Source organism: Sporosarcina soli, from assembly GCF_042655805.1.
Lineage (GTDB): Bacteria > Bacillota > Bacilli > Bacillales_A > Planococcaceae > Sporosarcina > Sporosarcina soli.
On record NZ_JBHSNO010000005.1, the window covers coordinates 468,563 to 492,363 of the forward strand.

General features: G+C 42.0%; 17 protein-coding genes and 1 pseudogene. 2 read left to right on the forward strand and 16 right to left on the reverse strand.

The features are described 5' to 3' along the window. Positions 1–31 precede the first annotated feature (31 nt). From cydC to ACFPRA_RS06635, 6 genes and pseudogenes are all read right to left on the reverse strand, one after another. On the reverse strand, positions 32–1,765 hold the full coding sequence (gene cydC / locus ACFPRA_RS06610) for a thiol reductant ABC exporter subunit CydC (RefSeq protein ID WP_381431934.1): 1,734 nt from the start codon (positions 1,763–1,765) through the stop codon (positions 32–34). Then, complete coding sequence (gene cydD / locus ACFPRA_RS06615; RefSeq protein WP_381431936.1) at positions 1,762–3,483, reverse strand: thiol reductant ABC exporter subunit CydD; 1,722 nt, start codon at positions 3,481–3,483, stop codon at positions 1,762–1,764. Before cydD ends, cydC begins: the two co-directional genes overlap by 4 nt. Beyond that, complete coding sequence (cydB, locus tag ACFPRA_RS06620; RefSeq protein WP_381431938.1) at positions 3,483–4,496, reverse strand: cytochrome d ubiquinol oxidase subunit II; 1,014 nt, start codon at positions 4,494–4,496, stop codon at positions 3,483–3,485. Before cydB ends, cydD begins: the two co-directional genes overlap by 1 nt. Beyond that, positions 4,483–5,886: a cytochrome ubiquinol oxidase subunit I gene (locus ACFPRA_RS06625; protein WP_381431940.1), complete on the reverse strand. Its 1,404-nt coding sequence runs from the start codon at positions 5,884–5,886 to the stop codon at positions 4,483–4,485. Before ACFPRA_RS06625 ends, cydB begins: the two co-directional genes overlap by 14 nt. A gap of 361 nt (positions 5,887–6,247) precedes the next feature. Beyond that, positions 6,248–6,697 carry a YfmQ family protein gene (locus ACFPRA_RS06630; protein WP_381431942.1) on the reverse strand — a complete coding sequence of 150 codons (450 nt, stop codon included), beginning with the start codon at positions 6,695–6,697 and terminating at the stop codon, positions 6,248–6,250. Between the two features lie 175 nt (positions 6,698–6,872). Continuing rightward, a pseudogene (locus ACFPRA_RS06635) lies at positions 6,873–7,507 on the reverse strand (NAD(P)H-dependent flavin oxidoreductase); the annotation flags it as partial. A gap of 261 nt (positions 7,508–7,768) precedes the next feature. Between ACFPRA_RS06635 and serC the strand changes: the two are divergent. Beyond that, positions 7,769–8,866: a 3-phosphoserine/phosphohydroxythreonine transaminase gene (serC, locus tag ACFPRA_RS06640; RefSeq protein WP_381431944.1), complete on the forward strand. Its 1,098-nt coding sequence runs from the start codon at positions 7,769–7,771 to the stop codon at positions 8,864–8,866. A gap of 709 nt (positions 8,867–9,575) precedes the next feature. Here serC and pdxR read toward each other — a convergent pair. From pdxR to cyoE, 8 genes are all read right to left on the reverse strand, one after another. Continuing rightward, complete coding sequence (pdxR, locus tag ACFPRA_RS06645; protein ID WP_381431946.1) at positions 9,576–11,018, reverse strand: MocR-like pyridoxine biosynthesis transcription factor PdxR; 1,443 nt, start codon at positions 11,016–11,018, stop codon at positions 9,576–9,578. A 144-nt stretch (positions 11,019–11,162) separates the two neighbouring features. Further along, on the reverse strand, positions 11,163–11,624 hold the full coding sequence (locus ACFPRA_RS06650) for a DUF420 domain-containing protein (protein ID WP_381431948.1): 462 nt from the start codon (positions 11,622–11,624) through the stop codon (positions 11,163–11,165). Between the two features lie 31 nt (positions 11,625–11,655). Next, positions 11,656–12,591, reverse strand: coding sequence for a cytochrome c oxidase assembly factor CtaG (gene ctaG, locus ACFPRA_RS06655; RefSeq protein WP_381431950.1), 936 nt, complete (start codon positions 12,589–12,591; stop codon positions 11,656–11,658). Between the two features lie 142 nt (positions 12,592–12,733). After that, complete coding sequence (locus ACFPRA_RS06660) at positions 12,734–13,081, reverse strand: cytochrome C oxidase subunit IV family protein (protein ID WP_381431952.1); 348 nt, start codon at positions 13,079–13,081, stop codon at positions 12,734–12,736. A gap of 1 nt (position 13,082) precedes the next feature. Next, entirely contained in the window at positions 13,083–13,709 is a 627-nt protein-coding gene (locus tag ACFPRA_RS06665; protein ID WP_381431954.1) for a cytochrome (ubi)quinol oxidase subunit III, read from the reverse strand. Then, on the reverse strand, positions 13,709–15,583 hold the full coding sequence (locus ACFPRA_RS06670; RefSeq protein WP_381431956.1) for a cytochrome c oxidase subunit I: 1,875 nt from the start codon (positions 15,581–15,583) through the stop codon (positions 13,709–13,711). The genes ACFPRA_RS06665 and ACFPRA_RS06670 overlap by 1 nt, the downstream gene beginning before the upstream one ends. Before the next feature lie 35 nt (positions 15,584–15,618). Continuing rightward, entirely contained in the window at positions 15,619–16,683 is a 1,065-nt protein-coding gene (gene coxB, locus ACFPRA_RS06675; RefSeq protein ID WP_381431958.1) for a cytochrome c oxidase subunit II, read from the reverse strand. Between the two features lie 101 nt (positions 16,684–16,784). Further along, a complete protein-coding gene (gene cyoE, locus ACFPRA_RS06680; RefSeq protein ID WP_381431960.1) occupies positions 16,785–17,702 on the reverse strand; it encodes a heme o synthase in 918 nt (305 codons plus the stop codon). A gap of 322 nt (positions 17,703–18,024) precedes the next feature. On the opposite strand from cyoE, the gene ACFPRA_RS06685 reads away from it, so the two are divergent. Beyond that, positions 18,025–18,939, forward strand: a complete 915-nt coding sequence (locus ACFPRA_RS06685; RefSeq protein WP_381431962.1) for a COX15/CtaA family protein — start codon at positions 18,025–18,027, stop codon at positions 18,937–18,939. Between the two features lie 50 nt (positions 18,940–18,989). Here ACFPRA_RS06685 and pyc read toward each other — a convergent pair whose 3' ends face one another. Both pyc and ACFPRA_RS06695 read right to left on the reverse strand, forming a co-directional pair. Further along, positions 18,990–22,427, reverse strand: a complete 3,438-nt coding sequence (gene pyc / locus ACFPRA_RS06690; protein ID WP_381431964.1) for a pyruvate carboxylase — start codon at positions 22,425–22,427, stop codon at positions 18,990–18,992. After that, the gene (locus ACFPRA_RS06695) at positions 22,427–23,608 is read right to left on the reverse strand and encodes an FtsW/RodA/SpoVE family cell cycle protein (RefSeq protein WP_381431966.1); all 1,182 of its coding nucleotides are present in this window, start codon (positions 23,606–23,608) and stop codon (positions 22,427–22,429) included. Before ACFPRA_RS06695 ends, pyc begins: the two co-directional genes overlap by 1 nt. Positions 23,609–23,801: the final 193 nt, after the last annotated feature.

Genomic DNA, 23,801 nt, shown 5'->3' on the forward strand with positions numbered 1-23,801 from the left:
GCTAACCGATACGTCAGTCCGCGCTATTGTATTAATCCTCTACGCCTCGATCTAGCTTATATAATTGTTGATAGCGCTGATTCGTACGCATTAATTGGTCATGGGTTCCTTGCATGGCAATTTGACCTTGATCCAAAAATAAAATCTGTTCCATTTGCTCGATACCGATTAAATGATGCGTAATCCAAATAACCGTTTTATCTTGTAAGCTTGTCAAAATGGTCTCGATCAACTCAGACTCCACTACTGGATCTAAACCAATGGTCGGTTCGTCCAAGATGACGATAGGTGTATCTTTCAATAAAATTCTTGCCAATGCAATCCGTTGTCTTTCCCCACCCGAGAACCGCTGTCCCGTTTCCTCCGTCTGCGTTTGTAAGCCATTCGGAAGCGAATCCATATAGTGGGCCAATTTTACTTGTTTCATGACCGCTTCAATTTCTGCTTTTGTAGCTTGCTGATTGCCTAAACGAATATTATTTTCAACCGTTGTCGCGAATAAATATGGCTTTTGATTTAAAACGCCAACCAGGTCGTAAATCTGATCGCCATATTCAATTGGCGAATGGTCGTTTAGGAAGATTCCGCCAGAAGTGGGCCGAATGGCTCCTTGCAATAATTGAATCAAGGTCGATTTTCCGGCGCCACTCTTTCCAAGCAAAGCCAGTTTTTGGCCGTATGGAATCGATAAGGATAGTTGGTGAAGCGCATCCGCTTGCTCGCCTTCGTAGCGATAAGATAAGGTATCGATTGAAATATCAGCTTTTTTGAGCGTTTGTACATTCCCTTTACTTCCTTCCTCATCCTGAACAAACTGCTGAATCGATTCAATGCGTTTTAGCGACTCTCCGTAAGCAGGAATGCGTTCAATTGCATAAGAAAGCGGAATGAGTCCTTCTAAAATCGGCAATGTCACTAACGTAAAGGCGGCGATATAAGCAGGAATAATTTCCCCTTGTTGTGCTGCATTCCCCGCCCAAATTCCAACCATTATTAAAATAACACCCGAGATGATTTGCAGTTGAAACCCCCGGGATAGATTCCAATAGGCCAGCTTATTTTCCATTTTATTACTCGACCTACTATCGTTCATAAAGCCTGTAGTGAAATGATTTTTTCTTCCGCTAATCATCCAATCGCTAATACCGAATACAGCATCAGTTAACTTCCGATACAGCTGTCCACGCTTCCTTTTCGCTTCACGCTGATGTTTCTTTAATGTATATAAAGAAAACATTGGATAAACGAAAACGATTATACTTAGGCAAAATACCATCCAAATCGCAAATAGCCAATCGAAGAGCGCTAGCATCGTTATCGCGTAAATGAATAAACAAAGACCAACGGCAGTTGGAAAAATCGTACGAATATAGACGTCTTGTAGATGTTCAATGTCATCCGCTAATGCACCAAGTAAATCCCCGGTTTGAAAGCGCTGGCGGATCAATAAGGCTTGTGGTTCAAGCATGCCATATAATTTAACACGCATTTCCGATAAGATTTTCAAAACCGCGTTATGACCGGCTAAACGCTCCAAATAATGACTAACGGCACGAGATAATCCAAATGTGCGAACCAACACGATAGGTATATATAAAAGTAAAATGGTCTCCGGCATTTCGGATGCTCTGGAGATCAGATATCCTGAAACGAACGTCAACATTGCACCCGACAGGACGGCTAGTACACCTAAGAGGATGGTCGCCAGCATAGCTTTCTTATATTTTTTAAGATACGGTGCAATATACGCCTGAAATAACATCATCCTCTCATTCCCTTTCTATGTGCCTGCATCAACTTGTCGTATGCACCCGATTTCCTTACGAGCTGTTCATGCGTACCCATTTCAACAATTTGACCGTCCTCAACTACAATAATAAGATCCATATTTTTCATCCAATGTAAACGGTGGGTAGCAAAAAACACCAATTTATTTTCTAACAATGGCAACAGCGTCTCTTTAATCTCATGTTCCGTTTCAATATCCAAATGAGCTGTAGGTTCATCAAATAAAAGAATTGAGCGATTTTGCAATAACGACCGCGCTAATGCAATCCGTTGCTCTTCCCCGCCGCTCAAAATCCGACCAGCTTGCCCAATTTTTTCATCATAACCATTCGGGAAACTTTGGATCAATTCATTCAGGCCGGCCATATTGGCTGCACGCTCAACCTCTTCACGCGTTGCATTCGGTTCATAAAAACGGATGTTTTCAGCGACTGTCCCCGAAAAAATCGTAGGGTGCTGTGGAATATATGTCAACTGGTCTTGCCAGTTCGGTACAGATAAGTGATTGAAATCGACGCCATCGATTGAAATCATTCCCGTTGACGGCTGTGTAAACCCGGATAATAAATCAATCAATGTGGATTTCCCTGCACCTGAAGTCCCGACAATCCCGATCTTTTGATAGCCTGCGACCGTGAAATTGATCGATTGTAAAATATCCCGCTCTTCCTCAGATTTTTTTCCTATTCCTCGGAAGATTAACCGACTATTTTCTGTCCATGTCGGAGCAGATGGCAGACTCTTTTGATCGACTGTTTTTTCAACTAGCAAGCCGCGAATTTGTTCTCCCGCTTCTTTCCCATCCATCGTCGCATGGTAATCATTACCAAGATCGCGGATAGGCGAAAAATATTCCGGCGCTAAGATGAGGATTGCCAAGGCGACTTCAAGCCCGATATGCCCGCCGATCAGCCTTACCCCCAGTTCAACTGCAATAATCGCAATCGATATACTGGTGAAGAAATCCAATGCAAAAGTAGATAAAAAAGCGACGCGTAACGTCCGGTTCGTGGCAATCCGGTATTTATCGCTTACAACTTCAATCGCTTTTTGATGTGATTTACTGCGTCCTAAATATTTCAACGTAACAAGCCCGCGCAGCGAATCAACAAAATGGCGCGATAATAGTTTATACGTATCCATTTGGGCATCCATTTGTTTTTGGGCTGCATAGCCGAGCAAGATCAAAAAGACAACCAGAATCGGCAAGACGATCGCCAATATGATGCCCGAAAGTCGATCTACTGTGAAAATGTATAGGACCAACACAAACGGAATAATCCCCATCGCCATAAAGCGAGGAATAAATAATTCCAAGTACGTTTTAAATTGAGGAATCCCCTCTAATACAAGGGTGATGATATTACCCGACCCATGCTTACCGATACTTCTCGGTCCAAGGTCAAATACTTTTTGTACAAGCATTTGCTGCAACGAAAGCGCAGTGCGATCCGCAAATCGATAAGCGACTCGCTCTTTCCCCCACTGCAAAAAATGACGCAAAATATGCGCCACAAGAAAGATCAAAAACGAGGAGAGGACTGCCGACAAAGCAGCCCCTTGAAACATACGAGTAATAGCTTTTGATAAATACAATGCTTGAAAGATAATTACAACCGCTTGACCGAGCGTTAACAGGCCAATCAGCGCCATTACAGATTTACTATCTTTGTAGTGAAATAAATGTTTGTCCATCAATAGTCCAAATGCTCCTTTTTAGACACCCGTTTGCGGAAAACATAATACGTCCAAAATGTATAGCCCAGAACAACTGGAAGCATTGTCGCCGCCACGATGGTCATGACACGAAGTGAATAACTCCCCGATGCTGCATCATAAATCATTATATTTTGAGCAGCTCCTAACGAACTAATCATCACATTCGGGAACAATCCGATAAAAAAGGAAGCTGTAATGAGTATGAGAATAATCCCTGTAATTGTAAAACTAAATCCTTCTTTCCTATTACGTAATTGAAGGAATAGTACGCCATACAAAATCCCGGCAAGGATGTACATCGGAATTAAAATCGACCCTTTTGTAGAAAACACCTCTGTATGAACAGTTGTCAATATCGTAAACAGAAGAGTCATCATACCGGTCATCACATACCATTTCAGTGCTTCTTTCCGAGCCCGTTCGCGTAGTTCCCCAGTTGTCTTCAATGAAATAAATGTCAAGCCATGCAAATAGGATAATGCGACAAAAATAAGTCCACCAACCACTGTATAGCCATTCACAATATCCAAGAACCCCGCATACATATTCATGTCCGCATCAATCGGTAAACCTTGAATTAGTCCTGTAAATAGCATGCCCAGTAAAAATGGCGGTAGAATGCTGCCGAGAAAAATCGACCAATCCCATGTTTTGACCCATCGCTCAGATTCGACTTTGTCCCTAAATTCAAAGGCAACCCCTCTTGCGATTAACGCAAGTAATAGAACACTAACCAACATATAATAACCGCTCAACAAAGTTGCATACCAATGGGGGAAAGCTGCAAACATAGCCCCTAAAGCTGTAACAAGCCATACTTCATTCGCCGCCCAAGTCGGGCCGATCGTCTGATTGAGCATCCGCCTATCCAGATCATTTTTAGCGAGAAATCTTGTGCTCATGCCTACCCCAAAGTCGAATCCCTGCAGAAACATAAATCCAACAAAGAGGACGCCTATCAATAAAAACCAAAGCTCACTTAGCTGCATGTGGTATCTCTCCTGTCTCAAAAGGATCCGAAGTTGAAACATCCTCTTTTACTTTTTCATGTGGCCCTTGTTTAATGACCCTTACAAACAAGAACACCATAATTGCACCGAGGATAAAATAGATCGTCGAGAAAGTGATTAATGAAAATAACACCTTCCCTGCTGATACGTTTGGCGAAACTGCATCCGCCGTCTTCATTAAACCATTGACAACCCATGGCTGCCGTCCAATTTCAGACATAATCCAACCAAATGAATTCCCGATAAATGGTAAAAATATAGCAGGGACCATCAGTTTTAAGTATGCTGAACTTTCCTCAAGCTTTTTCCTATACGATAAAAACAACCCGATGGCGCTTAATAAGATCAGTAAACCGCCAGTTCCTGCCATAATCCGGAAACTCCAAAAAGTAGTTTTGACAGGCGGAATATAGCTACCATCTCCAAATTTCAACACATATTTCTCCTGCAATGTGTTCATGCCTTCAACTTTACCTTCAAACTTTCCATACGCTAAGTAACTTAATAAATAAGGAATATCGATACGATTTGTACTCGTTTTATTTTCTACATCTATATTCGTGACGACTGTCCACGCCGCCGGATCTTCACTGTCTTCCCATAACCCTTCAGCAGCCGCCATTTTCATCGGCTGGGCATGCATTAAATAGGTTGCCTGAGAGTGTCCTGTGAAAGCTAGCCCAAATCCTGAGATGAAGCCGACCAGCAATGCGATATTCATTGAACGCTTAAAGTGATCAACATCTCGCTTTCTGTAAATGTACCAAGCGCTCACACCGATAATGAAAAAAGCTCCTGTCGCAAAACTTCCAAAAACGGTATGTGGAAAAGCGACCCATAGCTTCTCATTGGTCAGTACAGCGAGGAAATCATTCATTTCTGCACGTCCGTTTTGTAAGACATAACCAACAGGATTATGCATGAACGAGTTGGCAGCCATGATCCAAAACGCCGACAGCATCGTTCCGATTGAAACAAGCCAAATACAAGCTAAGTGGACTTTTTCAGGTAATTTATTCCGACCGAAAACCCATAAGCCAATGAAAGTGGATTCCAAAAAGAAAGCAAGCAATGCTTCAAACGCTAACGGAGCCCCAAAGATATCACCGACGAACCGAGAATAAGTCGACCAGTTCATCCCAAACTGAAACTCCTGAAATATTCCAGTTACAACACCGATTGCAAAATTGATGAGAAAGAAGATACTCCAGAACTTTGTCATCTTTAAATAGACTTCCTGTTTTTTAAAGACATACATCGTCTGCATAATCGCAATCAGTAATGCAAGCCCAATGGATAAGGGAACAAAAATAAAGTGGAACAATGTTGTTGAAGCAAATTGAATCCTTGCAAGTAGTAATGCATCCATAAAGGTCATACCTCCATTTTTTCCTTTCTGTTTTCATTATAACCTAGGAAGAAAAAACGTTTGTGAACAATTGAACAAAAATCCGTTACGAAATTAGTAACTCTGTATTATGACATTTTTATTACTGTTATAATAACTTCACAAACTTCTCATATATACAATTTATAACAACACTTATTATTGATACTAAATCTGTATCACCGATAAATAATCAATTTATAATACAACCCAAAAAGCCCCTCGACCATTTTCGTAGTCGAGGAGCTAAACTCTTTGCTATCAATCACCTGTTAATATTGAATAATTACTCTCAGGTATTATACATTTTTTTATCAAAATTGAATACTTAAGAAGATGTATATCAAGCCTTTTCATTTATATTATTCGATGTGGAAAAACTTTGTAAATACTCAGATCTCATGCTAAAAGAAGCAACATTTTTCTTCCACTGCTTGACGACATCAACGTGATCATCGTAACTATAAATAAAGAAATTCATTTCCTTTTTTCTTCTTTTTACTTTGATAATAAATGGAATAACATTCGTCTCTGGATGTAGAAACAATCCTTCATTCCCCGGAAATATGTGGTTTCTTTCTAAAAATTGAGCTTCGTTAAAATAGTTATTAAATCTAATTTTTTCTTCTTCCTCTAAGTGTATTCCGTTAAATGTTACACTAATATCTTTCGGATCAAGTTTTGGATGAAGTGCAAATTTACTTAAAACCCATCCTACAAATGCGCTCGTAGGACTCGATAGAAATATTAAAATTGTTCCGATTACTATAATTGCAATTGTCATCCATATCATTTCATCTTAGCTCCTTAATTAATAATAGCTGGTTACCTAATTTACCTGTAGGTACTTATTTTATTTATGTCATCGTGAGTAAAGTGGGTCAATCTGATGCAAATAGCACCTGAACCGTAATAATGGAATTGAACATCACCATGCCGGTCACTGTTGTTGTTCAAGGGATTGCCTACTTATATACCGCGCCTGTCTGAATGCACTCCTGAATAGTGATAAAGCGTGGACCTCAGTTCCTTCTACCCCACATGCAAGAGCTGCCGTTAACCCGCGCTCATCGTCGATCCTTCCACTCGCGATTACAGGAATCGATACAGAATCCCTAACACGAGGAATAAGTGCCATTGTTTCCATATCGTTACGACCTAAATTTCCCCCGCCTCTCTGTCCAACCGCCAGCAAAGCATCCGCACCGAGTTCTTCCGATTTTTGCGCTTGCCTAATTCCCGACACAAGAACGAGGATCCGAATATTTTCTCCTTTTAATCGTTCAAAAACCGGCTGCGGATTAGCGCCAGTTATCGTAATGACCGGTACCTTCTCCTCTATAGCAACTTCAAGCAACTCCTTATACTTTTCATCGTCCCTTATGAAAGCAAAGTTTACGCTAAATGGCTTATCAGTCAGTGTAACTACTTTGCGAATTTCCTCCCGAAGTTTTTCTGGTGTACGTAACTGTACCGCAGTAATTTGTCCAAGTCCGCCAGCATTCGAAACCGAAGCCGCTAGTTTAGCATTTGCAAAGTAGGAAAACCCTCCTTGTACAATCGGATATTTAATCCCGAAGATTTCCGTTACTCTTGTATTCATAGCTTCGCTTCCTCCTTCTTAGTTGTCCTATTTTATTCGCTTAGAAAAAAGTGTAATCAGTCCATCTGTACTATTTGCAATGATTCACTGTTCTCCTATCAGTTTATAGAAACAATAATAATAATTGACCATCCAATTGAAGGTGATTTCAACCATCCACTTTAAATAAATGAAATTCATAAAAATAACACACCTAAATTTATCCCCATAAGGTATAATCCTATGTATAACTAAAAATTCATAATTTATGGAGTGAGAAATTTGACGCAAACGATTCAACCTGTTTACAACTTTAACGCGGGGCCTTCAGCACTTCCTGCAGCTGTTCTCGAAAAAGCGCAAAAGGAACTGATCAATTTCCGTGGAACTGGCATGTCCGTCATGGAGCTGAGCCATCGTAGCAAACCGTATGAAGAAGTACATAATCAAGTGATTGAACGCCTAAAAAAGCTCTATTCAATCCCTGAAAATTACGAAGTCCTCTTCATACAAGGAGGGGCAAGCCTTCAATTTTCCATGGTTCCGATGAATTTTTTACAAACCGGAAAAAAAGCGGGTTATGTTATGACAGGTGTTTGGTCGGAAAAAGCATTTGCCGAAGCTGAACGACTTGGCGATGCTTACCAAGTCGCTAGTACAGAAACGGATAAGCACAACCACATTCCCAATCCAAATGAGTTGAATTACAACGAGGATGATGCTTATCTTCACATCACAACGAACAACACCATTTACGGTACACAGTGGAAGGACTACCCCGATACAGGAAATGTCCCGCTAATTGCGGATATGTCCAGTGATATCATGTCCAAGCCGATTGACGTGAGCAAGTTTGCCCTTATTTACGCGGGTGCCCAAAAGAATCTGGGACCTTCTGGCGTAACGGTCGTCATTATCCGCAAAGACTTGCTGGAAAAAGCGAACCCCGACAATCCGACGATCCTTAAGTACGCAACACATGCTAAAAACAACTCGCTGTATCATACGCCTCCGACTTTCGGGATCTATATGCTCGGTGAAGTACTCGGCTGGATCGAAGAATGTGGCGGCTTAGAAGCCGTTACACAACGAAATGAGGAAAAAGCGAAACTGATCTATGATGTGATCGACAACAGCGATGGTTTCTACCGAGGCCATGCAGAGTTGGAAAGCCGTTCTCTTATGAACATTACATTCCGTCTAGCTGATGAGGCATTGGAGAAAAAGTTCTTAGCAGAAGCGAAAGATGCCGGCTTTGTCGGTTTGAATGGTCACCGTTCCGTTGGCGGATGCCGAGCATCTGCGTATAATGCCGTACCGGTCGAAGCGTGCAAAGCACTAAGTGAATTCATGATTCAATTCCAACAAAGCAATCATTAATAGAAAAAATAGAGAAAAGGGCTGTCCAGAAAGTCAGTAAAAATTGACTTTCCGTGACGGCCCTTTTTTTAATTCAATTCACGCAAGGCTATTGGGCACTCGACGACAAGATACTCGCTACATAAAAGTGGTTGGTTTAAATAATCCTTAATTGGATGGTTCTCGAAAATATTTTTCATTATAAAATTATAACGTATAGAATAAAAAAATTATTTTTAAAAAGGAGAAAGGCATGAAGGTAGCTCTTATAGTTTTAACCATTTTCATATTCATTATTTTAGCTATCGGACTAATTTTGACCATTTCCGCAGCTAATTCTATGAATAAAAATTACAGGAGTGGAGAGAGTTTTTCTAAACTGCTATGGGTTTATGTTTTATCAATCCCATTTATTGTTATAGTGACTCTTATAGCTATATTTATATTTGCGTAACAACGGAGGACGGTTCGGGACCAGTGAAAAAGAACATGTTTTTTTGTGTCTTAAGAACCGTCCAAGATTTCTTTAAAAGTTCTTATTTCAATAATACATTCATTAGATTTCCTTCAAAATATAAATGAAAGACGACCATATGAAAAATGGAGCGTCCCACAGCATACGCCAGCTAATTTCTGGACCAAAACAAAAAGATACAAAAACTGATGGAGAAAAACGTGTCATCCTTCTCCACCGGTTTTATTTTAAGGACTTATCAGACATCCCCTTTCTCTATTTTGATTGTTTACATACTTTCAATGCTTCAGCGAACCTTGAAATTCCTTCTCGTATACGCTGCGGTTCTTCTCTTCCGAACGTAAAGCGCACATAGCCCTTGTCTGTTCCATACACACTTCCAGGTATGAATGAAACACCTCTCTTCATCGCTTCTTTAAGAAGTTGGTTTTCATCCACTTTAGCTTTCAGTTTGCACCATATATGGATACCCCCCTCAGGAGGGATACATTCGATTTCTTCCGGTAAAAAATCCTTTAAACACGAGACAATTTCATCACATCTTTCTTTCAACGCTTGCCTTAGCATAGAAATATGCACATCAAAATAAGGATCCTTCAAAAACGCATTGGCTACCCATTGTGGAAAGATACTGTGGCCAAAATCGATTTGCTGCTTAGCATCCGCTACCCGATCAATCACTTGAGAAGGGCCTATGATCCAACCGATCCGCAATCCGGATGCTACGATTTTCGATAAGGAACTAATATAAAGAACTGTGCCATTTGCGTCCATTGATTTCAATGTAGAGATCCTTTTTCCTTCAAAAGAGGTTAGAGAATAAGGATCATCTTCCACAATCGGGATACCGAACTCAGATGAAATGTCCAATATTTTTTTCCGACGTTCAGCATGCAAAGTAAGGCCTGTCGGGTTTTGATAATCCGGATTCAAAAAGACCATACGGATTCGATGTTTTTTATATAAATCGACGATATCATCAGGATTGACGCCATGCTGATTAACTGGTAAATGATAAATTTTCAAACCTGCCGATTGGAATAGTGGTAATGAATAAAAATAAGATGGTTTTTCAATCGCAATCGCATCCCCAGGCTTCAATAAACACTGCACAATAAGATGCAAGGCTTGTTGCGCGCCCGATGTAATTAGAATCGATGAGGAAGAGGTATCAATATGACGGTACGTGCTTACATGTGCGGAAATAGTTTCACGAAGGGATACATTTCCTTTCGGATGATCATAACCGAGTGACTCTAAAAATGGCTGGTCTGTGAATATCGAACGGAATTGTTCGCTCGGCCACAATGTTGGTGATAATTCACCACTGGATAAGTTAATGACATTGTTTTTTCTACTTTCGGATTGAATCTGTTGAACAAATGGCAAGTTAGGTAAAAAAGAACCGTCTTCCACATAGCGCCCCCAGTTCGGGATGCGCTTGTGGGACACTCCCCAAATATCCGTACTGATGCGCGTTCCGCTTCCCTTTATACGTTCAACGATACCATGCGATTGTAGCTCGTCATAAGCGGTTACGATTGTACTCCTGTTAACCCCTAATTCTTTGGCGAGAATGCGCTCAGATGGCAGCAAGCTTTCCGAAGAAAACTCCCCAGTTGAAATTCCTTGTTCTATAAAATCCGCAATTTGCTTATAGATAGGTTTCTTAGATGCTCGATCGACTTTCCAATCCATCCATTTCCTCCTCTTGTTGCTTGATTTGACACCCAAACAACCATTGCTTAATGGTTTTTGCACTTTATCAAAAAGCCTGGGAAGCAATAATACTCCACCAGGCTTTTTAGGATATTAAGTTTCTCTTTTTAGTGACGTCACCATTTAAAATCCAAGGATCGCCTTGAACATGGATGTCACTTCTCCGCTTTCATAAAAAACGTACAGAAATAAATAAACAAAAACACCTGTAATGGCTGTAAAAAACCAAATAACGCTTGTCAGTGGACCAAGCTTTCGATGTCTTTTCAAGTTATTTTTCAAACCCGCAGAAATCGTGACAACGCCAAGTATCGCTCCTGTTGTTGCAAGACATATATGGAAAACAAGGAAAATCGTATAATAAATTTTCAAATTTTCCGGACCGCCAAACGCTGTATTCCCAATAAAAACGGTTCTGGATAGATAGATGATCAAAAAAAGGAGCGCGGAGATCGCAGCAGCGAGCATTACATTTTTATGCGCTTCTATTTTTTTCTTACGGATCAGGTTCCATCCAACCGCAACCAATACTGCAGAAAGAACAATCAAAAGCGTACTAATCGTAGGTAGCAGTGGTACATTCATTCATTTTTTCCCCTTGTCTTTCAAATTCCTTTTATCGGTTTGGTTGATTATACATGGTTAATCTTTGGCGTTCGAGAAGCGCTTTTTCTGTTATTTCATCAGCGTTATCCCGTTCGTTTCTATACCAAGTAATGAAAAATTTACCAAGGAAAACAATATAAATAATTTCTTGAACAATTTTCATAATGATGCCGCCCAATTGCTGATCATAGATTGTCGACATATTTGAAAATAGTTCAGGTCCTGAAATCGCTAAACCGGAAAGGCCTGAAAGCATCCCGGCCGGAACGCAAAGTGCCATCGCCTGTAGCCAAGCTTCACCATTCGCATATGTCATATACATCGGGTCCGGATTAAAAATAATAAGCGCACATGCAGGTGTAATTAAGATCGTACTTAAAATCATTAGACCGATTTTCATTAAACTATGCACTTTTTTCTGATTCGGCATCTTGTTAACCAGCGACCACCAATAGAAAATAGCCGATAAGAAAAGTGTGATCGTAAAGATTGAATGATAGACCAAGCTTAACTTTATTTCATCTAAGACTAATGGATAATGGTACATCGAAAACAAGAGTGCAAAAACAATGATACTTAAAATCGGTTTAGTAAGAACTCTAAAGATTCCCCCAATGATTTTAGTATCCAATACTTTTTGCCACATCCAATTCGGGATTCCCATAATGAATAATGGCGCTATCAGAAACAGCAGGACCGCCATCTGGATCATATGAACATAAAACAAAATATGCCCTAGTAAATCAACGGGAGAGCCTTTCACAATATACAGTAATAACATGGCTGTCGAAAAGTAAATGATTTCTTTACGCGTTGCTGGAACTGCACCTTCAATCCGATCACGCCATTTTACAGTGAGTAAAAAGTATAAGACTGCAATAAGAACCAGTGTTAGAAAAAACCAAGGACTCCATAGCGCTCGGAATCCAAATATACTTAAAGGCATACGTACTATCGCTCCTTCGCTATCATCTCTTCTTAATTATAAGTCGATTGTTGACAGAACACAATGAACGAACTATGACAAAGGCCTATTCATTGAAAAAACCTGTAAAAGTCAAATGACTTTTACAGGTTTTTTGATTAATTTACCACCAAACAATTGAAATATAACCAAGGAGCATCGCAAAGGCAAGCAATACGCCGATAAACATAAACAATGCTGCTACGTTATGACCTTTTTCATTCATATGCATGAAATAATACAATTGTAGTGCGACTTGCACCGCAGCAAATAGTAATATCACAGGAATGGTAAAGTAACTTGAGAATCCTAGCGTTTCATGTTGGTAAGCAGTGACAATTGAAAATGAAATCAACGTTAGGAAAATCATTAGCGAAAACATCATTACTTGACCACGCATCGACTTTCTTGCACGTCTATGTGATAAAGCAAGCTCATGGGCTGATTTTTTGTAAACTTCAATGTCCGCCATCTTAACCTATCACTCCCATCAAGTAAACTACAGTGAAGATGAATACCCAAATTACGTCAATGAAGTGCCAGTAAAGCGAGAATGTATAGTACTTTGTCGCATTATACAAGTTCAATCCACGCTTCGCGTTACGGAAGATGAGAAGCGTAATCCATACAAGACCGACCGCAACGTGGAAACCATGGGTTCCGACAAGCGTATAGAACGCAGAACTGAACGCACTATTGCTGAAAGTGAAACCAAGCTGAACATAATGCGTAAACTCATACACTTCAAGTGCAAGGAAGCCAAGTCCTAAAAATGCAGTAATCGCAAGCCAAAGTTGCATCTTTTTGAAGTTGTAGTTCTTCAAATGATACATCGCATAAACACTCGTCAGTGACGATGTCAAAAGAAGCATTGTCATGACGAAGACAAGCGGCAATTCATAAAGACTTTGTGTTGAAAATTCGAGTCCGCTTGGTCCTTTGTTTTTCAGTGCAAGATAGCCTCCGAATAACGTTGCAAAGAGAATAATCTCTCCAGCAAGGAAGATCCAGAAACCGACAAACTTATTTTTCGCCTCAAGTGTAGCTTGTTCCGGATGATCAGGCCATGTTTCAGGGGTGAATTTCTTATTCAGATCCATCAGTTAGACCCCCCTTTACTTTTCAAATCCCGAAGAACGTCTTCCTTTTTCACATAGTAGCCAAGGTCGTCTTTCACTGAACGAAGACTCATTGCAATAAATGTAAGTAGAAGACCGAGGATAAGAACGGTTAGACCCCAAGTCGTTTCTGCCCGATACATCGCGCCAAAACCGGCAATGAATAAACCTAATGACATGAAGAACGGGATGATTGAACCGTTCGGCATATGGATATCCACAACAGGTTCCGATGGTGTAAATCCAGATTTATTTCCTTCCATTTTTTCAATCCATACAGTGTCAAGTCCGCGTACAAGCGGTGTCTGCGGGTAGTTGTAAAATGGTGGTGGTGATGAAATCGCCCACTCGAGCGTACGTCCATCTTCCCAAGGGTCATTGGAAACCCGAACATTTTTAACCGTTGTTATAATGATATTAATGACTAGAACCGTAAATCCGACTCCCATCATAAGCGCTCCGATTGTACTGATAGAGTTCGCCGCATTCCAGCCTTGTCCGTCCATATATGTCCAAACACGACGTGGCATTCCCCAGAATCCTAACCAGTGCTGGATCAGGAATGTCAGATGGAAACCGATAAAGAAGAAAGCGAATGTCACTTTACCAAGTTTCTCACTCAGCATCGTACCGAACATTTTCGGCCACCAATAATGTAGACCAGCAAAGATTGCCAATACAACCCCACCAACGATAACGTAGTGGAAGTGAGCAACGATAAAGTATGAGTCATGCAATTGGTAGTCAAGCGGTGCAGCACCTTGCATGACCCCCGTAACGCCCCCCATTACGAATGACGGGATGAAGCCTAGTGCATACAGCATCGGCGTAGTCACTTTAATGCTTCCGCCCCAAATCGTCAACAACCAGTTAAAAATCTTAACTCCTGTCGGAACAGCAATCGCCATCGTCGCAACTGCGAAAATCGCATTCGCTGTCGGCCCGAGACCAACCGTAAACATGTGGTGAGCCCACACCATGAATCCTAAGAAACCAATCAGGACAGTAGCGAATACCATCGCTGAATAACCGAAAAGACGTTTACGTGCGAAAACCGAAAAGATCTCCGAGAAAATACCGAATGCCGGCAAAATAAGAATATATACTTCAGGGTGTCCCATAATCCAGAAAATATGCTCCCAGATAATCGTATTTCCACCCATCGTGTGATCGAAGAAATTCGCGCCGAACATACGGTCGAACGTTAACATGAACAACCCGATTGTAAATGGCGGGAATGCAAACAGGATCAAAGCAGACGCTACAAACGTTGTCCATGTAAACATCGGCATACGCATGTATGTCATACCTGGTGCACGCATGTTAATGATGGTAACGAGGAAGTTGATCCCCGCAATCAGCGTACCGGCACCGGCGATTTGAAGTCCGATCGCATAGAAGTCCATTCCATGTCCTTCGGATGAAATCGCCAGTGATGTATAGGAAGTCCACCCTGAATCAGGTACATGGCCGAAAAACCAAGACAAGTTCAGGAAGATTCCTCCAAAAATGAACAACCATAAACCTAACGAGTTAAGGAATGGGAACGCCACATCGCGTGCCCCGATCTGTAAAGGCATAATATAGTTCATGAACCCGAACAATATAGGCATGGCTGCTAGGAAAATCATCGTCGTTCCGTGCATCGTAATGAGCTCGTTAAAAAGCCCTGCACTGACTAGATCATTGTTTGGCGTAAGAAGCTGTAGACGAATGAGCATTGCTTCAATCCCACCAAGGATGAAAAAGAACAAGCCACCAAAGAGGTACATAATACCAACCTTCTTATGGTCGACGGACGTCATCCAGTCATACACTGTTGCACCAAAACCTCTTTTTTGAGCAACTGAACTCAATTTGTTTACCTCCTCTTCAAAATCACATTGGCAAATTATTTTTCAACTGACAGTCCCATCAAATACGCTGCGATTGCATCAAGTTCGTCATCAGAAAACTGAGTGAACGATGGCATCGTATTTCCTGGTTTGTACTTTTGTGTATCCGTGATCCAATTTTTCAGATCTTTTTCTGTATGGTCCAGATAACCTGCTACACGGTTACGGTCACCGAATGTCGCAAGGTTTGGCCCAGCCGCTCCTGATTCACCGACAGCTGACACTGCGTGACAACCGATACAGCTTTGTGCGAATAGTTCTTCCCCTTGGCTGACAGCTGCATCTGCTACACGGTCGCCCGTCGCTTGCATCGCTGTTACCCAGTTATTAAATTCGGCACGAGGCATCGTCTTCACCTTGAAGTCCATCAAAGCATGTGATGGGCCGCAAAGCTCCGCACATTTACCATAGAAAACGCCATCTTTCAAATCTTTCGAGTCTTTTTCAAAAACGAGATAGAACTTGTTGACGTTCTCAACGTTCGTATCCAGTTTACCGCCTACTGCTGGAATCCAGAAGGAGTGCTTGACATCTGCTGCGATCAGGTTGAAATAGACTTTTTCATCCATCGGTACAACCAATTCTTGCGCAGTGACGATTCCAAGATCGGGGTATTCAAATTCCCACCAGTAAAGTTTTGCCGTAACGTCCACGACAAGATTTTCTGCGTTTCCGTCTTCATCTACCGCATCCATCGCTGATACATCTCCAAGTTTATAAGTGTAATAAACTGAAGGTACAGCCATAATCAGAACAAGGATGATCGGAATTATTGTCCATACAAGTTCAAGTGTATGGCTTCCTTCCACTTGTTCCGGGATGTGATCCTCACCCAATTTCGAACGTCGGAAACGAATGAGTGAAATTACATAGATGATTACAACAACAAAGATGACCAATACCATGATTGCCGATGTTAGCATCAGCAAATTGAATTGATCCCTTCCGACTTCACCAGCCGGAAGAAGCGTGGATAGCTCTTCTTGACCACATCCCGCAAGGAACACGGTAAGAGCTGCTAATAGAGAAAAGAGACGCCACTTTTTGAGTCCTTTCATCATCGCTTAATGATACCTCTCTTTCTAAAAAAATGTTTTTCTTGTCCTGAGGACTGTTGACCTCTTATATATGAATTCCTGTCCAAAGAAAGAATTCCCGTTCATCAAATGAAAATAGAGAAAATAATCATGGCAACAAATAGGATTGTCATGTAATTCAATGAATAGACGAACATCCCGGTTGCCCACTTTAAATCATTTTTCACTGTAAAGCCTTTCATTGCTAAATAGAGCCAGCCAATATTCAACGCTGTCGCCAAAACAAGGAACCCGATTCCTAGTTGAGGTAGAAGAAATGGTATTGGCAGCAATAAAAGCACCCAGCCTAACATTGATTTCTTCGTTCTTTTAAATCCTTTGACAACAGGCAACATCGGTATGTTTGCAGCTCGATACTCCTCTGTCCGTCGCATCGCCAGCGCATAGAAATGCGGCGGTTGCCAGATGAACATAATGAGAAACAACGCCCAGGCTCCAGCACCCAATGCCGGTTCGACTGCCGCCCAGCCGATCAAAGGCGGTATGGCACCTGAAATACTTCCGACGACTGTATTGCTGACATGCTTCCGTTTCGACCACATCGAATAGAGTACAACATAACTGAAGATACCGGCAAGTCCCCATAGGCCGGCCGCTGTAGAGGCTGAAAACAATAATATTTCACCTACGACAATGAAAGTGAGCGCAAGTGTCAACACAGCCGGTGCTTTGAATCGACCTGTAACTGTCGGTCTGGAATTCGTTCTTGTCATGATCGGATCGATATCCCGATCGATTAAGTTATTCAATGCCGCCGAACCGGCAATGATCAATCCCGTTCCGCCCAAAGTATATATAAGCAGATCGAGCTTATGTAGAAAGTGGCCACTCGTGAATTGAATTGCTAGAAATAGGCCTGTAAATGTGGTGATCATATTCGAATTGACAATGCCGATTTTAATAAGTGCTAGAAAATCCTGTAGCAGAGAAGCCGTCACAACCTCAGATTCAGTACGTGTAGAAATTGTACGACCGTTTGACATGTTCCCCCTCCTTTCAAAATTGTCAGTATCCCCACTTTACTTAACTATAGCGAAATTTAGGACTGATTTCTATACTTAAGCAAGATTTCCCCTATTTTCCGTGGAACTACGACATATTTGGTCTGATACCCTATCTATAGTAAATCATTTCTATTACCCTTTTGTGAAGTTAAAGCGTCTTTTTTATGAACAATTTGTGAATTGAGTGCCTATTACACGCTTTTTCACCGTTCGACATTGTTTTTACACATTTTTTTCGTTATCATCGGAAAAGTAGCGAGTATTTAATCATGGTCACTAAATATAAAGTAGGTGTCATTTTTTGAATTATAACAAGTATTTGAAATGGTTTGCTGTTGCCTCGACAATCGGAATGCTTCTCATTTTACTGGGCGGAGCCCTCGTAACGAAAACCGACAGCGGGATGGGTTGCGGTAGACATTGGCCCGGATGCAATGGCCAACTGATTCCCGACGAAATTAACGCCGAAGTGCTCATTGAATTTTCACATCGGTTAGTTACCGGTGCTGTCGGTATCTTTATTGTCGTTTTGGCTATCTGGTCTTGGAAAGCGCTCGGACATATCAGGGAAACGAAGTTTTTAGCGATTATGGCTGTGTTTTTCCTAGTATTACAAGCGTTGATCGGTGCCGCCCAAGTACTATGGGGGCAAGGCGATTTCATCCTTGCACTTCACTTCGGCATTTCTCTCATCTCTTTTGCGGCAGTCCTTTTATTGACCCTATTGATCTTTGAAATCGATCAAAAATTTGATGCGGATCGAATCCATATCGGAAAACGTTTAAAATGGCATACAATCGGGGTTTCGATTTATTCGTATATCGTCGTCTATACCGGAGCACTCGTCCGCCACACGGAATCTGGTCTTGTTTGTTCAGATTGGCCGCTTTGCCGGAATGGCTCCTTCGAACTTCCTCGAAATTTATACGAATGGGTTCAGATGGGACATCGAACGGCAGCCGCTCTTATTTTCATCTGGTTAGCAGTCATTTTGATCCATGTAATCCGCCATTACAAAAATCAAAGGATCATCTATTGGGGATGGACAATCGCTTTTATCCTTGTCACGCTCCAAGTGTTGACAGGCATGACAGTCGTTCTGACAAAACTTAATTTATTCATCGCTTTGCTCCACTCATTATTCATCACATTGCTGTTCGGTCTGCTGACGTATATGATTCTACTTGTCTACAGAAGTAGGCTCAATAACAAATAACATACAAAAAAGACCGCCAAAAAAGCGGTCTTTTTTGTATGTTCTACCCTTTATTGCTCCAATTCAATCAGCAAATCGCCAGTTGCAATCGATTCGCCTGCTGAAACGTAAATCTCTTTCACAACACCATCGAACGGCGCTTGGATTGTCGTTTCCATTTTCATTGCCTCTGTGATGAGCAGATGCTCGCCACGCTTCACTTTAGCACCATGCGAGACGGCTACTTTCAAAACGGTTCCCGGCATCGTCGCTGCGATATGAGCAGCGTTCGAGAGATCTGCCTTTTGTTTACGGATCGTGACAGACTCAACACTTAAATCATCGATGATCACTTCACGCGGTTGACCATTCAATTCAAAGTAGATGACTCGTGTCGCGTCGGATTGTGGTTCACCGATTGAAACAAGCTTAACGATCAATGTTTTTCCTTTTTCAATTTCAATTTCGACTTCCTCGCCTAAGCGCATTCCATAGAGGAATTCAGGTGTCGGAATCACCGATACATCCCCGAATTGTTGGTTCATCTTCGCATATTCCTCAAATACTTTCGGATATAAAGCATAAGAAAGAACTTCGTGACTTGTAACAGGGCGTCCCAATTTTTGATTCAGTTCATCACGCATTTGAACAAAGTCGGCATCCTCCAACAATTCCCCTGGGCGGACGGTGATCGCTTCACGTTCCTTTAGAATGACTTTTTGCAATTCTTCCGGGAATCCGCCATACGGTTGACCAATATACCCTTCGAAAAACTCAATAACCGATTCTGGGAAGTCGATCGATTTCCCTCTTTCTAGAACGGACTCTTCATCCAAATCATTCTGGACCATAAACAATGCCATATCCCCGACAACTTTGGAAGAAGGCGTCACTTTGACGACATCCCCGAACAAGAGGTTCACGCGAGAATACATATCCTTCACGTCTTCCCAACGTTCGCCCAAACCAACCGCTTTTGCTTGTTGTTGTAGATTAGAATATTGTCCGCCAGGCATCTCATGGACGTAAATTTCTGAATGTGGACTGATCATCCCACTTTCGAAATGCTGGTAATACTTTCGAACATCTTCCCAATAGTAGGACAATTCCTCAAGTGCTTGGACATTTGTACGCACACTGCGTTTACCACCTTGTAGTGCATAGTGCAAAGAGCTTGCAGAAGGTTGGGAAGTTAGCCCCGCCATCGATCCGAGAGCCGTATCGACAATGTCCACACCTGCTTCAACCGCTTTTGCATACATGAAGATTCCATTGCCACTCGTGTCATGCGAATGCAGATGAATCGGCAGATCGACCGTATCTTTCAATTCAGAAATTAGGCGATAGGCCGCTTCCGGTTTCAACAATCCTGCCATATCCTTAATTGCAAGTATATGGGCACCAGCCGCTTCTAGCTCTTTCGCCATCTCTTTATAGTAGCCGACCGTATATTTCGCACGGGAATCGTCTAGAATATCCCCTGTATAACAAATGGCCGCTTCTGCAATTTTCCCAGCTTCACGTGTCGCGTCAATCGCCACTTCCATCCCTTTGATCCAGTTCAGACTGTCAAAGATCCGGAACACATCAATTCCCGCTTCAGCGGACTTCTGGACGAACTCACGAATGACATTGTCGGGATAATTCTTATAGCCAACTGCATTCGCCCCTCTGAATAACATTTGGAATAAGACGTTTGGAATTTGTTCCCGTAACTTCAACAATCGATCCCACGGGCTTTCTTTCAAAAATCGATAAGAAACGTCAAATGTGGCTCCGCCCCACATTTCATAGGAAAACAGCTCAGGCATCAGCCTTGCGGATTCAGACGCGATAGATGTAATGTCAGACGTCCGGACACGCGTAGCCAACAATGATTGGTGTGCATCCCGGAAAGTCGTGTCTGTTAATAAGACATCATTCTGCTCTTTAATCCATTTTACGAGCCCTTCCGCTCCCCGCTCGTCCAAAATCTGTTTAGTACCTGCTGGAGGAGGAGTGAGCAAATCAACTTGTGGCTTTCTGACCGGATGGAATACCGGTTTTGACTGTTTTCCGATACCAGGGAATCCGTTGATCGTCACATTTCCAATGTAATTCAACATTTTCGTTCCACGGTCTAAACGCTTTGGAAATAAGAAAAGCTCCGGCGTCGAATCAATAAAGCTTGTATCATAATTCCCATTGAGGAAATCTTTATGTTTCACAACATTTCCTAGGAACGGGATATTCGTTTTAATCCCACGGATCCTGAATTCTTGTAAGTTTCTGTCCATTTTGGATGCAGCTTCTCGGAATGTCATGCCCCATGTAGAAACTTTGACAAGCAAGGAATCATAATATGGTGTAATGACAGCACCTTGGAATCCATTTCCAGCATCCAATCGAACTCCGAAACCACCACCAGAACGATAGACCATCAGTTTACCAGTATCGGGCATGAAATCATTCAACGGATCTTCCGTCGTTACGCGGGATTGAATCGCATAACCGAATAACGGAATTTCCTGCTGAAGAGGAATGGACGTTTCCCCTTTATGCAAATCTTGTCCATCCGCAATGTGAATTTGGGCATGAACAATATCAACACCTGTGATCATTTCGGTGATCGTATGCTCAACTTGAATCCGTGGATTCACTTCGATGAAATAGAAACGCCCATCGGAAACGAGAAATTCAACTGTACCTGCATTTATATAATCTACATTGCGCATCAGCTGCACAGCTGCATCACAGATTTGTTGCCGCAATCCATCTTCCAACGAAATGGATGGTGCAATTTCCACCACTTTCTGGTGACGTCTTTGAATTGAGCAATCACGCTCATACAAGTGGACGACATTCCCATATGAATCCCCGAGAACTTGGACTTCAATATGCTTCGGCTGGTTAATATATTTTTCAACGTATACTTCATCCGATCCAAAAGCCGATTTAGCTTCAGATCTCGCCCGCTCATAGGCTTCCAGCACTTCATCGGCAGTTTGGACGATCCGCATTCCACGGCCTCCACCACCAAGCGATGCTTTTATAATAATCGGATACCCGTGTGATTCTCCAAAATTAGCAACCTCTTCAACGGAAGTAACGGGGCCATCACTACCAGGAATGACAGGAATGCCTGCGTTAATCGCCTGTTCCCGCGCCTTCACTTTGTCTCCAAACATATCAAGGTGTTTTGAGCTCGGACCGATGAAAATAATGCCTTCTTCTTCCAATCGACGAGCAAACTCCTCATTTTCTGCCAAAAATCCATACCCCGGATGAATCGCATTGGCGCCTGAATCTTTTGCAATTGCAATGATGCCCTCAATATCAAGGTATGCATCAATCGGCTTTTTCCCTTCCCCCACAAGATACGATTCATCTGCCTTGTAACGATGGAAAGAACCGCTATCTTCGGCTGAATAGATACCGACTGTCGGAATCTTCAATTCGGTACAAGCCCGAAAAATACGTATAGCGATTTCCCCCCGGTTTGCTACAAGAATTTTCTTTATCTTCTCCATTACGAGGCACTCCCTTTTCTGTTTTCTCTTCTCATTTTTTCGAATATTGACACATTCATCAATATTCCTACAGCTAACGATAGCAGAATTACGGAAGTTCCGCCATAACTAATAAACGGCAGAGGTACCCCTGTAAGCGGTATCAGCCCCGTTAAACCGCCCAAATTTACAAATGTTTGTATTCCGATAACGCTGCCGATTCCTGCGGCGAGCATCCGCGCATGCGGGTCTTTTGCACGCAATGCGATCGTTAACGCACGCAATACAATGAAACCTAACCCACCGATGACGATAATCGTTCCTAGTAGCCCCACTTCCTCGGAAATCACCGCCATAATGACATCCGTATGCGGTTCAGGCAAATAACCCATCTTTTGAACGGAGTTTCCTAGACCGAGACCTTTCACCCCTCCTGCTCCAATCGCAATATACCCATTGGCAATTTGATAACCTGATCCTAATTCATAGTCAAATGGATTCAAGAAAGACAGCAAACGCCCTTTGCGGCTGCCCGTCATAATGTTATCCCATGCGAAGTACATGCCGATCACCACTGGGATCATGACGACTCCAACAATTCCGCTCAACTTCCAAAATGTCCGCAATTTAATGCCGCTTGCGGCCATGACTGACAATGCGGCCATGATGATGATGAATGAGGTACCAATATCCGTCTCATTCATAATCGAAACAACCACTAGAAATAGGACTGTTACGGGCGGTCCAATCGACTGATTCAAACTATCAATTGTCCCGGACTCATATTTCTTGGCAAAAACACTCGCAAAATAGACAATAATGACAAGCTTCGCCACCTCAGAAGGTTGAATGCTTCCAAATCCGATGTAAATCCAGCTTCTCGCCCCTTTATCTTCGCCATAACCGATAAAGTGGACGAGAAATAATAGCGCGAACATACCAATCAATGAAAAAATCATTAATTTCTTGCGCTTAAAGTTTTTATAAGGAAAAAATGCAGCTATGAGAAAAGCTGGGTAAGCAAGTTTTAAATTCGTCAGTTGCTTTTGAAAGAAATAGTCCGGCTCATAACCATATTTATTGACGGCCCAAACCATACTTGAGCTGTAGATCATCACAAGCCCAAACAAAGTCAATATCAAGTAGACAAAGAAAAGGGGAAAGTCAAAATTCCGTATCATTCGTTTCATGTATGTTTTCATTAACAAAACCTCGTTATCTATCAATTACTGCATTTGTACAAATGCAGTATTTCGGCACCCGGCTCCCCATATCCAGCATAGTTAGCTCGTTGCTTATTCGCGTATAATCTAACGTATAGGCGTCTAACTAGGACGTATCAACCTAGGGCTGAGTTTCACTGGCCGTAAACAAAAAACTCAAACCATTGTGGTA